This window comes from Sphingomonas sp. PAMC26645, assembly GCF_004795835.1.
GTDB lineage: Bacteria > Pseudomonadota > Alphaproteobacteria > Sphingomonadales > Sphingomonadaceae > Sphingomonas.
Map to the genome: position 1 here is coordinate 1,959,046 of NZ_CP039249.1, position 14,603 is coordinate 1,973,648.

At 65.6% G+C, this 14,603-nt stretch carries 15 protein-coding genes; 4 read left to right on the forward strand and 11 right to left on the reverse strand.

Annotated features, from left to right (window positions below; translation table 11 throughout):
- Nucleotides 1-202 precede the first annotated feature (202 nt).
- The 5 genes from aqpZ to E5673_RS09315 form a co-directional block, all read right to left on the reverse strand.
- Entirely contained in the window at nt 203-991 is a 789-nt protein-coding gene (gene aqpZ, locus E5673_RS09295; protein ID WP_056486919.1) for an aquaporin Z, read from the reverse strand.
- A 178-nt stretch (nt 992-1,169) separates the two neighbouring features.
- Entirely contained in the window at nt 1,170-1,454 is a 285-nt protein-coding gene (locus E5673_RS09300) for a CsbD family protein (protein WP_136189772.1), read from the reverse strand.
- A gap of 33 nt (nt 1,455-1,487) precedes the next feature.
- Nucleotides 1,488-2,858, reverse strand: a complete 1,371-nt coding sequence (locus tag E5673_RS09305; RefSeq protein ID WP_136189773.1) for a mechanosensitive ion channel — start codon at nt 2,856-2,858, stop codon at nt 1,488-1,490.
- Nucleotides 2,859-2,954: 96 nt separating this feature from the next.
- Nucleotides 2,955-3,320: a hypothetical protein gene (locus E5673_RS09310; protein WP_136189774.1), complete on the reverse strand. Its 366-nt coding sequence runs from the start codon at nt 3,318-3,320 to the stop codon at nt 2,955-2,957.
- 308 nt (nt 3,321-3,628) lie between these two features.
- The gene (locus E5673_RS09315; protein ID WP_136189775.1) at nt 3,629-4,444 is read right to left on the reverse strand and encodes an IclR family transcriptional regulator; all 816 of its coding nucleotides are present in this window, start codon (nt 4,442-4,444) and stop codon (nt 3,629-3,631) included.
- Between the two features lie 164 nt (nt 4,445-4,608).
- Here E5673_RS09315 and lldD point away from each other — a divergent pair, with 164 nt between their 5' ends.
- The gene (gene lldD, locus E5673_RS09320; protein WP_136189776.1) at nt 4,609-5,742 is read left to right on the forward strand and encodes an FMN-dependent L-lactate dehydrogenase LldD; all 1,134 of its coding nucleotides are present in this window, start codon (nt 4,609-4,611) and stop codon (nt 5,740-5,742) included.
- Between the two features lie 112 nt (nt 5,743-5,854).
- On the opposite strand, the gene fucP is transcribed toward lldD, so the two are convergent.
- From fucP to E5673_RS09345, 5 genes are read right to left on the reverse strand one after another with little or no spacing between them, the layout of a single operon-like run.
- Entirely contained in the window at nt 5,855-7,132 is a 1,278-nt protein-coding gene (fucP, locus tag E5673_RS09325) for an L-fucose:H+ symporter permease (protein ID WP_136189777.1), read from the reverse strand.
- A 28-nt stretch (nt 7,133-7,160) separates the two neighbouring features.
- Nucleotides 7,161-7,913: an SDR family oxidoreductase gene (locus E5673_RS09330; RefSeq protein ID WP_136189778.1), complete on the reverse strand. Its 753-nt coding sequence runs from the start codon at nt 7,911-7,913 to the stop codon at nt 7,161-7,163.
- A complete protein-coding gene (locus tag E5673_RS09335; RefSeq protein ID WP_136189779.1) occupies nt 7,910-9,187 on the reverse strand; it encodes an L-fuconate dehydratase in 1,278 nt (425 codons plus the stop codon). Before E5673_RS09335 ends, E5673_RS09330 begins: the two co-directional genes overlap by 4 nt.
- Nucleotides 9,184-10,029 (reverse strand): fumarylacetoacetate hydrolase family protein, encoded by an 846-nt coding sequence (locus E5673_RS09340; RefSeq protein ID WP_136189780.1) that lies wholly within the window; start codon nt 10,027-10,029, stop codon nt 9,184-9,186. The genes E5673_RS09335 and E5673_RS09340 overlap by 4 nt, the downstream gene beginning before the upstream one ends.
- Nucleotides 10,030-10,039: 10 nt before the next feature.
- The gene (locus E5673_RS09345; protein ID WP_136189781.1) at nt 10,040-10,780 is read right to left on the reverse strand and encodes an SDR family oxidoreductase; all 741 of its coding nucleotides are present in this window, start codon (nt 10,778-10,780) and stop codon (nt 10,040-10,042) included.
- A gap of 112 nt (nt 10,781-10,892) precedes the next feature.
- Here E5673_RS09345 and E5673_RS09350 point away from each other — a divergent pair, with 112 nt between their 5' ends.
- A complete protein-coding gene (locus E5673_RS09350) occupies nt 10,893-11,234 on the forward strand; it encodes an L-rhamnose mutarotase (protein WP_136189782.1) in 342 nt (113 codons plus the stop codon).
- A gap of 21 nt (nt 11,235-11,255) precedes the next feature.
- Here E5673_RS09350 and E5673_RS09355 read toward each other — a convergent pair whose 3' ends face one another.
- On the reverse strand, nt 11,256-13,556 hold the full coding sequence (locus E5673_RS09355; protein ID WP_136191427.1) for a UvrD-helicase domain-containing protein: 2,301 nt from the start codon (nt 13,554-13,556) through the stop codon (nt 11,256-11,258).
- Between the two features lie 109 nt (nt 13,557-13,665).
- Here E5673_RS09355 and E5673_RS09360 point away from each other — a divergent pair, with 109 nt between their 5' ends.
- Nucleotides 13,666-14,061 carry a GFA family protein gene (locus tag E5673_RS09360; RefSeq protein WP_136189783.1) on the forward strand — a complete coding sequence of 132 codons (396 nt, stop codon included), beginning with the start codon at nt 13,666-13,668 and terminating at the stop codon, nt 14,059-14,061.
- Nucleotides 14,062-14,263: 202 nt separating this feature from the next.
- A complete protein-coding gene (locus tag E5673_RS09365) occupies nt 14,264-14,593 on the forward strand; it encodes a UrcA family protein (protein ID WP_136189784.1) in 330 nt (109 codons plus the stop codon).
- The last annotated feature ends 10 nt before the right edge of the window (nt 14,594-14,603 follow it).

Here is a 14,603-nt window from a genome sequence, read left to right on the forward strand (position 1 = left end):
TTTTGATACTAGATAGATCTGTATATTGGCGCGCAATCTGTATGACAGATAAGTCGAAAGGTCAGGGTTGGTTACTTAAGTCGATATTGACGGTATTAACTACAATATTATCTTAGACCGGTTCTTGTGTTGATGCTCCAGGTGACGCGTTGTTGTTGACCACGTAAACTACTGCTTCCCATTCTCGCGGCTGCCGAACTGGCTATCCCTCACGCGGTGCAGTATTGCGGTCATCGCCGACCATCAGTTCGACGGGGGTATCGCCGATCGGGCCAGGTGATTGATCTTCGTCGGTATGCGCGAAGAGCCAGCGACCAAGAAGGCCAGCTACCGCTGCGCCGCTCAGTGGTGCGATCCAGAACAGCCAGAGCTGCGACAGCGCCCACCCGCCGACGAACAGCGCCGGACCCGTGCTGCGCGCCGGGTTCACCGACGTATTGTCGATCGGGATCGAGATGAGATGGATCAGCGTCAACGCCAGACCGATCGATAGCGGCGCGAACGCGGCCGGAGAGCGCTCGTCGGTCGCGCCGAGGATTACCGTCAGGAAACCGGCGGTTAGCAGTGCCTCCGAAAGGAACGCGGTTGCCGCGCCGTATCCGCCCGGCGAATGCACGCCGTAGCCATTCGCGGCGAACCCGCTGGCCACCAGATCGAACCCTGCGGTACCCGACGCCAGTGCAGCGAGTGCCGCGCTACCCAATATGCCGCCGATGACCTGCGCGATGACGTAGCCCGGCAGGTCGCGAGCGGGAAAGCGGCCGGCGACCGTCAAGCCGACGCTGACGGCCGGATTGAAATGGCCGCCCGAGATGAAACCGACGGCAAACGCCATCGTGAAGACGGTAAGGCCGAACGCCAGTGCCACCCCAGCCATGCCAATCGTGCCGGGGACGCCCGTGCCCGCCGCCAGTACTGCAGCACCGCAACCACCCAGGACCAGCCAGAACGTGCCGATGACTTCGGCGGCCAACCGTCGCGCGGTAGCGATACGGCGGGGTCGGGCTGCCTGACCGGCGGGCGTACCGATGGTCGATGCGCGCTGGAGGTTTGGACTGTCGGCCATGTCTTTCGTGCCTAACTGGGGTGTATCGATGAGCGCTCGTCGGTCTTTGGGGTGGCGGGCAGGGCACATCGATCGCTGCCCCGCCCGCGGCGTCTCTGGCGGCTTACTTGCCGCGCAGGGTGTTGATGACCGCGATGCCGAGCACGCCGGCCACGGCGGCTGCGGTGAAGGGGCGTTCCTTCGAGAACTGGCGGACATAGTCGAGCAGCGGGCGGATATTGTCCTCGACGACATCCTTGGCCTGGCCAACGGTCTTCTGGATCGTGCCGCCAAGCTGGTCCGCGGCGCCTTCGCTCTGCAACGACGTGTCGCTGATCGCGCCGCCGAGCGTTTCCTTGAGCTTGCCGCCGACGTTGGTGGCTGCGCCATTGAGGGTATCGGTGTTCATGAGAGTTTCCTTTGATTGTCTAGGGAAGGACGGTCAGATCAGGGGGCGGTCGGTGAGGTCCCGCACGTCGCCGCGGCCATCCTGACGGGCGAAGTTTCCGTCGATGGCCGGGTTGGTGTGGTCGTCGGTCGACTTGGCACCGTCGAGCATCCGCTTGACGGCATTGCCTGCCGCATCGCGACCACCCAGGCCGAATGCCAGCGCAAAGGCGACCGCGATCGCACCGAGCAGCAACCCGAACGCCAGGTTGATGATGTCGTCGGCCAGACCCATGAAGCGCAGGCCGATAGCGGTGCCGAGCACGATGATCGCGATCCGCACGACAGGGGCGGCAACGCGCGTGCCCTGGTCGCCGTTACGCTCGATCGCGTGCGCCACGAAGCGGGCGATGACGACCGATGCGAAGATGATGATCGCACCGAACACGACCTGCCCGAACAGCGTCAGCACCTCCGCCATGATCTGCGAGCCATAGGCGAAGTTCAGCTGGCGGAACGCTTCCATCAGGCCGAAGATCAGGATCGCGACGAACGCGCCGGTGCCGACCGTCTTCGATGGCACGAACGACGGACCGGTCGACTGGCCTGGGGCGCCGAGTTCGCGGTTTTCCGTATTGCCGAAGATGCCGATCGACCCGATCGTCCGGTCGAAGCCGGTCGTTGCCAGGAACTGCGTCAACAGACGCGACGCGAACTTGGCGATGACATAGGCCACGGCGAGGATCATGCCGGCGGCGATGACGTGCGGGATGGCGTCGAGGATGATGCGCAGCATGGCGGTTGCCGGCCGCGAGATCGCCGCGATGTTGAGCGTGTCGAGTGCAGCGATCGAGACCGGGATGATGATCAACGCGAACACGATGCCGCCGATGGTACGCGGCAGCATCGTCGGGTCGGTCGGCGTGGTCGCGCCGACATGCGTCGAGAAGCGCTCGACATGGCTGGCCGTAATGAACGCCTCGACCGCCTTCTTAGCGACCTTGGCGAGGACATAGCCGAGGAAGAAGATCAGCGCCGCGCCGATGATCCGCGGGATGGCCGTGCCGAAGCCCTGCAGCATGTCGCCGAGCGGGCCGGTTGCGCCGGCGAGACCCAGCGGCTGCGTCGCGAGGAACAGCGCGATCAGGAGGACCACCCAGTAGGCGGCATCACCAACCTGCGCGCCGATCGTGGTCGGGTTGCGCGGGTTTGCGTTCGGCTCGTTGGCGTGGATCGCGAGCGGCGTCTTGTTGACGAGCTTGGCGACGCCCCACTTCACGGCACGCGCGATCGCCCAGCCGATGACGAGGATGATCAGCGCCGCGATGATCCGGGGTGTCCAGATCTCGACATAGCTCCAGGCTTGCGCCCCGAAATCGCGGGTGTTCGATACCACCGTATCGCCCGCATAGGTTACGTCTTGCATGTTTGTGTCCCTTGAAACCCTCTACGGGGCCTGACGTCTGCCGTTCGCGGCGCCGTGTGCCTTGGGTGCGCCTTGACCTCGATGCCGCGGTCCGGATTAGAGTGGTGATGCGGGATCGGTCAGGATGCCGCACGCAGCAGCGGCCTTGCCGACCTCGAGCGGTACCTTGGGATCCTTGACCTGCCCCGACACCCGAACGAAGTCGCTGGCCGTCAGGCGGCCCGGCGTGGTGTCGCCTTCGCGCGACGCCTTGGCCGCGCGACCGAGCTGCTGGAGCTGGCCAAGCGACAGGTTCGCCTCGAGCCGGTCGCCGACGCACTGCGACTGCGTGGGCTGGAAGCCATACCCCTCGAGCGAGGTGGCGATCTTGGCCGACGGATTGACGCACGCAGCGAGCGACAGCGTGGTGATGCCGACGACAGCGAGCGTCGCAACGCGTGAAAAACTGGGATGCCGAGTCATGAAAAGCCCCTCTTGTCGGGGCCATGACATCAGGCCGGAGTGGCCCGCGATCCGATGATCCCAAGCGCCAAACCCTTCAATTCATTCAAAAGTTTCTAGTATTGTTAACCAGTCGCCAGGTAGATAAATACTATTATACCCGGATGAGCGGACAGCGGATTAGCGCTGAAACACCTTTTCAGAACGACCTTCCATGCGACTCGGCCCACGCCGTCTGGCTGGTCGATATGGGCCTACGTTCGACGCACTCAGCCGCGGATCAGGGTGGCAAGCGACAGGAATGCGGCTCACGATCATGGCCGCAGACGTCAGGCGGACGCTGCGTTCGGTGCGTACCAACCTAGCGCTTGCGAAATCTGCGTTGAAGTGCGCTTCAGCGCGACCAGTGCTTCTTCGGCGGAGATATGCGGAGTCTCGTCGATGACCTCGAGGAACGGGATGGTCAGCGCGGCGACGACGTGGCCGTCAAAGCCGAAGATCGGGCAACTGATGTCGGAAATGCCGCCCATTCGTGCGCTGCGGATCGATTCATAGCCGCGTTCGCGAATGGCGGCGAAGGCGGCATCGAGCGCGTCGCGGGCCGCCGGGGCCATCGTTTGGTCGAGTATCGCGGATCGGGCCTCGTCGGCCATGAAGGCGAGCAGGACGTGACCCGAGCAGTTTGTCGCCAAGGCTATGCTGGTACCCAGCCGGACGGCAAAACCGGTCGGACCGGGGCTTTCTTGTCGAAGGATGATCAGCCCGGACGTGCCGTTGACGACGACGAGATGGCAGGATTGCATCGCGGTCGCCGCCAAGGTCTGCATCAGCGGCGCGGCGACGTGCGTCAGTTCCTGCGCAGGGGTCGCGCGGTGCGCCGTTTCGAGCAGCCTGTAGGTCACGCGGTAGCGATCGCTGCCGGGATCCTTGTGCAGCCAGCCGCGCCGGTCGAGCACGACGATAACGCGGAAGAGTTCGCTGATCGACCGTGCGAGGCGCGTGGCGATCTCGCTTACCGTCAGGCCGTTCGGTTCGCGCGCGAGCAGTTCGATGATGTCGATCGCCTTTTCCAGCGCGGGTGCGGAATAGACGCGCGGGCTGGCGCTGTTGGTGTCTGGCGGAGACGGCGGCGAGGGAAGCGGCATGGTCGAAGCTAACGTGATTGCGGGCGCGACCCTTATGCCGCAAGCGCGCGGTCGCGGAACAACAATCTTTCATATCTGAAAGTTGCTGGCGGGGGCGTTGGCTTGCTAGAGAACGCCGTACGCGGCGACCTAGGGATCGATGCGCAGACCATTGGAGACGCCGCATGACGATCGCCTCGACGCTCGATTTCCGCGAGGCTGCACGCAAGCGGCTGCCGCGATTCCTGTTCGAGTATGCCGATGGCGGCTCCTATGCGGAGGCAACCCTGGCGCGCAACGTGAGCGACCTGTCGGGGATCGCGCTGCGCCAGCGCGTGTTGCGCGACGTGTCCGATATCGATCTGTCGACGACGCTGTTCGGCCAGCATCAGGCGCTGCCGGTCGGGCTTGGGCCGGTTGGGATCGCGGGCATGTACCATCGCCGCGGCGAGACGCAGGCGGCGCGTGCCGCGCATGCCGCGGGCGTGCCGTTCTGCCTGTCGACGGTGTCGCTCTGTTCGCTTGGCGAGGTGGTGAAGGCGGCGCCGACCGGGCCGACCTGGTTTCAGCTCTATGTCATTCGCGACCGCGCGTTCATGCGCGATCTGCTCGCCACGGCGAAGGCGGAAGGTGCGAAGGCGCTGGTGTTCACGGTCGACATGCCGGTGCCGGGCGCGCGCTACCGAGATCAGCATTCGGGAATGTCGGGGCCGCGCGCGCCGCTGCGCCGGATGTTGCAGGCGATGGGCCGGCCTGGCTGGGCGTGGGACGTGGGCTTGCACGGGCGGCCGCACCAACTCGGCAATCTCGAGCCGGTGCTGGGCAAGGCGAGCGGGCTGAACGATTACATGGGCTGGCTTGGCAGCAATTTCGATCCGTCGATCGCGTGGAAAGACCTCGAATGGATCCGCGACGGCTGGGACGGGCCGCTGATCATCAAGGGCATCCTAGATCCGGATGACGCGCGCGAGGCGGCGGCGATCGGAGCGGACGGGATCGTCGTGTCGAACCATGGCGGCCGGCAGCTCGACGGCGTGCTGTCAAGCGCGGCGGCACTGCCGGCGATCGCGGAGGCGGTGAAGGGACAGCTCACGGTGCTGGCGGATTCGGGCGTGCGGTCGGGGCTCGACGTGGTGCGGATGCTGGCGCTTGGGGCGGATGGCGTGTTGCTCGGTCGAGCGTGGCTGTATGCGCTGGCGGCGCGGGGGGAGGCGGGGGTGACCCAGTTGCTGACGCTGATCGAGCGCGAGATGCGCGTGGCGATGGCGCTGACCGGGGTGCGGTCTATCGCCGAGATCGACCGGGGTATTCTGGTCTAGGTTTCACGCGCCTTTCCTCCCGAAAGAGGCATGTTTCCCCGCGAAGGCGGGGACCCAGACTGGGCTCCCGCCTTCGCGGGAGAACAAGGAGGTGGGTGGCGCACCAGGTTGCTCAGTGGATCGTCGGTGGCACCATCTCGCCCGACAGCGTCCGCCCGGCCTTCACCGCGAACGCCAGCACCACCAGGAAGCACACGGCCGGTACCAGCATCGCGGTATCGATCCCGGCGAGGTCGGAGATATGCCCCATCAGCCCGGTCAGCACCGCGCCACCGATGATCGCCATGATGATCAGCGACGCGCCCGCGCGGCGGAGCGGTCCCAGCCCGTCCATGCCGAGCGCGAAGATCGTCGGGAACTGGATCGACATGAACAGGCTCGCAAGCACCAGCGCGTAGAGCCCGACCTGTCCCCCAACGAAGCCCGCAACCCCGGCGAGCACAGCACTCAACACCGCGAAGATCGCCAGCAGGCGAGGGGGCGCAATCCGCCCCATCAGCGCCGTGCCGACGAACCGGCCGATCCCGAACAGCACGAGGCTGGCGAACAGATAATCCGCGGCATCGTGCTCGGCCATGCCGGGCACGTTCGCCTGCGCATAGCGGATCGTGTAGCTCCACATCCCCACCTGCGCGCCGACGTAGAAGAACTGCGTCACCGTCGCGAAGATCAGCCGCGGGTGGCGGAAAACGTCGACGAACCGCGAAGGTGCGCCGACGGTCTCTTCGGCGCGGTGCTCTGGAAAGCGGATCACCGCGGCGGCGACCGCGAACAGCAGCACGACGAGGCCGATCACCAGATACGGCGTCTGTACCGCGACGACTTCGCTGCGATAGAAGGCTTCGCGCGCCGCCGGGCTCATCGCGGCGACCGTCGCCTCGTCGTGGACGATCGCCGACAGGATGAAATACTTGCCGATCAGCACGCCCGCGACGGTACCGACCGGGTTCGCCGCCTGCGCCCAGTTGAGCCGCTTGGCCGCGGTCGCCGGGTCGCCGAGTTCGGTCATCAGCGGGTTCGCCGACGTCTCGAGGAATGCCAGCCCGCACGCGATTACGAACAGCGCCGCGAGGAAATACAGGTACTCGCCGTAATGCGCGGCGGGATAGAAGAGCAGCGCCCCCGCCGCATACAGCACCAGCCCGGTGACGATCGCGGTCTTGTAGCCCTTCGCGCGCGTCACCAGCGCGGCCGGCACCGCGAGCAGGAAATAGCCCATGTAGAAGGCCTGCTGGACGAAGCTGGTCTGGAAGTCGGTGAGCGTGAACGCCTTCTTGAACTGCGCGATCAGGATGTCGTTGAGATTGTTCGCCATCCCCCAGAGGAAGAACAGCGCGACCGTCAGCACGATCGCCGGCACATATTTCCTGTCGGCGGTCGTTCCGCTCATGATCCACTCCTGATTATGTTTATGTTTGTCAGTCTATCGCGCGGTCGAGGTGGGTGTAGCCGCCATCGACATAGAGCCATTGCCCGGTCGTGTGGCTCGCCCGGTCGGAGAGCAGGAACACCACCGTGTCCGCGATCTCGCGATCCTCGGTCATGCGGTGGCCGAGCGGAATGCGCGCGACGATGCCGTCGAGCTTCGCCTGCGGATCGTCGAAACTGTCGATCCAGCGCTGGTAGAGCGGAGTCATCACCTCGGCGGGGATTACCGCGTTGACGCGGATCTCGTCGCCACGCAGCGCCACCGCCCATTCGCGGGTCAGCGCCAGTTGCGCGCCCTTGGCGGCGGCGTAGGCGCTGGTGTCGCCTTGCCCTGTAACCGCGGTCTTCGACGAGATGTTGACGATCGCGCCGCCGGTCTTGCGCAGATGCGGCACCGCGTGATGCGCCATCGCGAAATAATGGACGAGGTTCTGGTCGAGCGACGCACGAAATTCCGCCGGCGTCCGGTCGAGCCCGATATTGTCGTTGGCACCGGCGTTGTTCACCAGCCCGTCGATCCGGCCATAGCGCACGACCGCCGCCTCGACCGCCGCCGCACACGCGTCGTCGTCGGATAATTCGGTCGCGACGAACAGATGCTCGGCCGCGAAGTCCTCGGGCGCGCTCCGCGACACGATGACCGGGATCGCGCCTTCCTCGGCCAACCCCCGCGCGATGGCGAGGCCGATACCGGCCCCGCCACCCGTGACGATCACGACCTTGCCGTCGAGCCCGAGCTTCACCCGGCGAACCGATAGTCGATCAGCGACTGCGGCTTCATCTCGATCGAATAGCCCGGCAGCGTCGGCGGCATGTAGGCTGCGTCGCGGATCACGCAGGGGTCGACGAAATGCTCGTGGAGATGGTCGACATACTCGATCACGCGCCCCTCCTTGGTCCCCGAGAAGCAGAGGTAGTCGATCATCGAGAGATGCTGGACATATTCGCACAGCCCGACGCCGCCCGCATGCGGACAGACCGGCAGGTCGTACCGGGCCGCCAGCAACAGCACCGCCAGCACCTCGTTGACGCCGCCCAGACGGCAGCTGTCGATCTGCACGACGTCGATCGCACCCGCCGCCATGAACTGTTTGAACATGATGCGGTTCTGGCACATCTCGCCGGTCGCGACCTTCACCTCACCGATCGCGTCGCGGATCGCCTGGTGGCCGAGGATATCGTCGGGGCTGGTCGGCTCCTCGATGAACCACGGTTTGGCGAAGGCGAGCGCGTTCACCCATTCGATCGCCTGCGGGACGTCCCACACCTGGTTCGCGTCGATCATCAGCTTGCGGTCGGGCCCGAGCACTTCGCGCGCGATCGTCAGGCGACGGATATCGTCCTCCAGATCGCGACCGACCTTCAGCTTGATATAGTCGAAGCCGGCATCGACCGCTTCCTGCGCGAGCCGACGCAGTTTCTCGTCGGGATACCCGAGCCACCCCGCCGACGTAGTGTAGCAAGGGAAGCCGGTCGCTTCGAGATCGGAGATCCGCTCGGCCTTGCCCGCCGCGCGGTTCGTCAGCAGCGTGAGCGCGTCTTCCGGCGTGATCGCGTCGGTCAGGTATCGGAAGTCGATCGTGCGGACCAATTCCTCGGGGGTCATGTTCGCGACGAGGCGCCAGACGGGCTTGCCGACCGCCTTCGCCCACAGGTCCCAGATCGCGTTGACCACGGCACCCGTCGCGAGATGGATCGCGCCCTTGTCGGGGCCGATCCAGCGCAACTGGCTGTCGCCGGTCAGATGTCGCCACATCCGACCCGGATTCTCGATGATCCAGTCGAGGTCGAGCCCGATGACGAGATGCCGCATCGCCTCGATCGCGGCGACGCAGATGTCGTTGCCGCGGCCGATCGTGAAGGTCAGGCCGTGACCTTCGAGACCGTCCGTATCGGTGTCGAGCACCACATAGGCGGCCGAGTAGTCCGGATCGGGGTTCATCGCGTCGGAGCCGTCGAGCCCCGCGCTGGTCGGGAAACGAAGGTCGATCGTGCGCAGGCCGGTGATGGTCGTCACGCGGCGGCGACCATCGTCTGCGTCTGCTCGCCGAGGCCATCGATGCCGAGGCGGACCGTCTGGCCCGCACGCAGATAGACCGGTGGCTTCTGGCCGAGACCGACGCCGGCGGGGGTGCCGGTCGAGATGATGTCGCCGGCTTCGAGCGTGCAGAAGTCGCTGAGGTAGGAGACGATCGTCGCGACGTCGAAGATCATGTTGGCGGTGGTGCCGTCCTGATAGCGGTGACCGTCGACTTCGAGCCAGAGGCCCAGCTTTTGGGGATCGCCGACCTCGTCCGCGGTGACCAGCCAGGGACCGATCGGCCCGAAGGTATCACAGCCCTTGCCCTTGTCCCACGTGCCGCCACGCTCGAGCTGGAACGCACGCTCGGACACGTCGTGGACGACGCAATAGCCGGCGACGTGCGACAGCGCGTCTTCCTTGGCGATGTGGCGGCCGGGCGTGCCGATGACGACGCCGAGTTCGACCTCCCAGTCGGTCTTTTCCGAGCCGCGCGGGATCTCGACATCGTCGTTCGGGCCCTGGATCGCGCTGGTCCATTTACCGAACACGACCGGCTCGGCGGGGAGGGCCATGTTGCTCTCGGCGGCGTGGTCCGAATAGTTCAGGCCGATGCAGATGAACTTGCCAGTCCGCGTGACGCACGGGCCGATCCGCGGCGCGCCCTCGACCTTGGGCAAGGTCGTCACGTCGAGCGCCGCGATCATCGCGAGGCCCTCGGGCGACAGCAGGTCACCGGCGATATCGCCGAGCTCCGCGGGCAACGCGCGGATCGCGCCGTCCTGATCGAGGATACCGGGCTTTTCCTGGCCGCGCGGGCCGTAACGCAATAATTTCATCGGATGATCCTTAGTTGACCCAGCCGCCGTCGATCACGTGGACCGCGCCGGTGGTGAAGCTCGATTCGTCGCTGGCAAGGTACAGGAACAGCGCGGCGATCTCTTCGGCGCGGCCCAGCCGGCCCATCGGCTGGCGCGCGACGAACGCGGCGTCTGCCTCGCTGACCGAAATGCCCTGAGTCCCCGCCTGCGAGACGATCCGCTCACGCAGCGACGGGGTCTCGATCGTGCCGGGGCACACGCAGTTGCAGCGGATTCCGCGACCGACGAAATCGGCGGCAATCGCCTTGGTCAGCCCGACCACCGCCGCCTTCGACGCGCCATAGGCGTAGCGATTGGGGATGCCCTTCACGCTCGACGCGATGCTGCTCATGTTGACGATCGCACCGCCGCCGCGCGCGAGCATGCCGGGCAGGAACGCGCGGGTCATGCGGTGCATCGCGTGGACGTTGAGGTCGAACGACAGCATCCAGTCATCGTCGCTGCCTTGCAGGATGTCGCCCGCCGCGACGAAGCCGGCGACGTTGGCGAGAATGTCGATGTCGCCGATCGTGGCGGGCAGTGCGGCGATCGCGCTGGCGTCGAGCAGGTCGACGACCAGACGTTCGACGCCGTCGATCGCCTGTAGCGCATCGCCATCACGGTCGAGCGCGAACACCCGTGCGCCCTCGTCGCGGAAGCGTTCTGCGGTGGCGCGGCCGATGCCTTGTGCGGCCGCGGTCACTACCGCGGTCTTGCCGGACAGTCTCATTCCATCTCCTGCGCGTCGTTGTGCGTTTCGTCGGTTTTATTAGTCAAAGTGACTTTTGAAAAGGGGCGGCGGCGCTATTGTCGCGGGAGTACGCCGTATCGAAGGAATTTCCGTGACGTATCGCATCGTGACCGCATTGGACCTCGTCGACGACGCAGCGCTGATTGCCGCTTATCGCGAACGACACGCGCTGGGTGCCGTGTGGCCCGAGGTCGTGCGCGACATCGTCCAGCGGGGGTATCGAGAGATGGAGATCTGGCGGGTCGCGGACCGGCTCGTGATGATCGCCGAGGTCGAGGACGATTTTCCACGCGCGGTCGACCCGGCGTTGCAGCCGGTCGTCGCGTCTTGGGAGACCGCGATGGACGTGTATCAGAAGCCGATCGAGGCGACCGGGCCGAAATGGGCGGTGATGGAGCGGATCTTCTCGCTTGCCGATCAGACCGCCGGCTGATCGTTTTCCCGGTTAATGCCGTTAAGGCGTGAGCGTCACGAAGCTGTCCATCACGCGCTTGCGGCCGGACTGTTCGAAGTCGATCTCCAGCTTGTTGCCTTCGATCTCGGCGATCGCGCCGTAGCCGAACTTCTGGTGGAACACGCGCATGCCGAGCGACAGGTCGTCGCGGCCCTTGTTGCCGAGACTGATCGCGCTCGATCGGCTTTCGACGACGCGGGCGGGTTTGGTGGAGAAGGTGCTGCCGGTGCCTGACGCGCGCTGCCAACCGGGGCCGCGGCCGGTGCCGCGGGCGACGTCGGCGAACGGATCGGCGCGGTCGGACCAATTGGCCTGCCAGAGGCTCGCGCCGCCCGACATCGTGGTTTCGGTGTCGATGTGCTCAGGCGGGAGTTCGGCGACGAAGCGCGAGGGGATCGACGAGTTCCACTGGCCGTAGATGCGGCGATTAGCAGCGTGGATGATGACCGCCAGTCGCCGTGCACGCGTGATCGCGACATAGGCCAGGCGGCGTTCCTCTTCGAGGCTCTTCACGCCGCCTTCGTCGAGCGAGCGCTGCGACGGGAACAGGCCTTCCTCCCAGCCGACCAGGAACACCGTGTCGTATTCGAGGCCTTTGGCGGCGTGGATGGTCATGATCGTGACCTGCGGGTCCTGCGCGCCGCCCTCGTTGTCCATCACCAGCGAGACGTGTTCGAGGAACGCGCCAAGCGAGTCGTACTCCTCCATCGCGCGGACGAGCTCGCTGAGGTTCTCCAGGCGACCGGTAGCCTCGACCGACTTTTCGGCCTGGTACATCGCGGTGTAGCCGCTCTCGTCGAGCAACTGGCGGGCGAGTTCGGCGTGCGGCAGGCTGGTCGCCATGTCGCGCCAGCGGGCGATGTCGCCGACCAAGCGTCCGAGCGACTTCTTGGCGGCGCCGGTCAGTTCGTCGGTGTCGAGGATGCGCGCCGCGGCGGTGGTCAGCGGTGTGCCGGTGGCGCGCGCGAGCTGGTGGATGCGTGCGACTGCCTTGTCGCCAAGGCCCCGCTTCGGCACGTTGACGATGCGTTCGAAGGCGAGGTCGTCGGCCGGTTGGTTGACGACGCGGAGGTACGCGAGCGCATCGCGGATTTCGGCGCGTTCGTAGAAGCGGAAGCCGCCGACGATCTTGTACGGCATGCCGATCGCGATGAAGCGGTCCTCGAACTCGCGCGTCTGGTGCTGCGCGCGGACCAGGATGGCGACCTCGTCGAGCGACTTGCCGGCCCCCTCTTTCTGAAAAAGGCGCCGGACGACGTCTATCTCCTCGCCGACCCGGCGCGCTTCCTCGGGGCCGTCCCAGACGCCGATGACCTTCACCTTCTCGCCGACGTCGCGCTCGGTCCAGAGCTGCTTGCCGAGGCGGCCGCCATTGTTGGCGATCACGCCCGATGCGGCGCCGAGGATATGCGGCGTGCTGCGGTAATTCTGTTCGAGGCGGATGACCTTCGCGCCGGGGAAGTCGCGCTCGAACTTCAGGATGTTCTCGACCTGCGCGCCGCGCCAAGAATAGATCGACTGGTCGTCGTCCCCGACGCAGGCGATGTTCTTGCGCTCCTGCGCGAGCAGCCGCAGCCAGAGATATTGCGACGAGTTGGTGTCCTGATACTCGTCGACCATGATGTATTTGAAGCGCTGTTGATACTGCGCCAGCACGTCGCGGTGCGTCTTCAGGATGACCAGCATGTGGAGCAACAGGTCGCCGAAATCGCAGGCGTTGAGCGCGATCAGCCGGGTCTGGTATTGCTGGTACAACTCGCCGCCGCGGCCGTTGGCGTAACGCTCAGACTCGCCCGCATCGATGTCGGCGGGGACGAGGCCCTTGTTCTTCCACTGGTCGATCAGCCCGGCGAGGCTGCGCGTCGGAAAGCGCTTCTCGTCGATGTCGGCGGCAAGGATCAACTGCTTCAGCAACCGCAACTGGTCGTCGGTATCGAGGATCGTGAAGTTCGACTGCAGCCCGACCAGTTCAGCGTGGCGACGCAGCATCTTGGCCGCAATCGCGTGGAAGGTGCCGAGCCACGGCATGCCCTCGACCGCATCGCCAACCAGACGACCGACGCGCTCGCGCATCTCGCGCGCGGCCTTGTTGGTGAAGGTGACCGAGAGAATTTCCGACGGCCACGCCTTCTTGGTGAAGATCAGGTGCGCGAGCCGTGCCGTCAGCGCCGCGGTCTTGCCGGTGCCGGCGCCGGCGATGATCAGGACGGGCCCGTCGGTGGTCAGCACCGCCTCGCGCTGCGGCGGGTTGAGACCGCGCAGATAGGGAGGCTCTGCTTGCGGCGCGGACGTTTGGGCGATCTGGTTCACCGGTGAACAGGTAGGGAACGGGGGCCGAAGGGGCAAGCGGGTATGGCTTGCGCGGTTCGACGATACGTGGAACAAGTTGAGAACATAGAGGGAGGCGGGCATGCTGGCGGGACGATGTCATTGCGGAGCGATCAGCTATGTCGCGGAGGGCGAGCCCGAGCATCACGCGCTGTGCCATTGCGGCGATTGCCGGCGAAGCGCGGGTGCGCCGATGGTAGGCTGGATCGCATTCAGGTCCGAGCAGGTGACCATCGCGGGCGATCCGGTGACGTATGAATCGTCGGCAAGCGGTCGGCGTCAATTCTGCGGACGGTGCGGGACAGGACTATTCTATACCAATGCCGAGTATCTGCCGGGGATCATTGACGTGCAATCCTGTACGCTGGACGATCCCGAGGCGGTCGCGCCGGGTGCGCATATCCAGGTGGCCGACCGATTGGCGTGGATGGCGAATGTGGCCGCTTTGCCTGCGTTCGAGCGATATCCGGGGATGTGACCTAACGCCTCATCTAGAGTTTCGGCGCGTCGTCGGACCGTCGCCAAACCGTCGCGCGAGCGTAACGAACGACGGGTAGGGGATGCGCAGCGACGTGGTTCGTGGTCGGAGATGCCGCACCCAGAAAGGTGTCCCGACGCGCTGACGCCGTCGCCCGCAGGCATCGCCTTGCGGACCGCAGGACCATTTGAGGAACATCATCATGAAGCTTTTCATCAGCGTCGCTTCGGCGGCGATCGTCGGCGCTTGCCTGTTTTCCACAGGTGCTTCCGCGAGTTCCGGGCGCGACCCGGTATCGGTGCGCGTGTCGCGCGCCGGGCTCGACCTGACCAGCGACGCCGGGCGCACCGCGTTCCAGCGCCGGCTGCGTTCGGCGATCGCCGGCGCCTGCCAATCGCACGGTGTCGGCCTCGCGGCGCTCGCCGATGCGCAGCAGTGCCGCAAGGAAATGACTGCGGATGCGGACGTGAAGATGGCCACTTTGTTCGGCCGCAATGGCATGCAGCTCGCGAGCATCGGTGAAGCTCGGTGAATTAACTCGC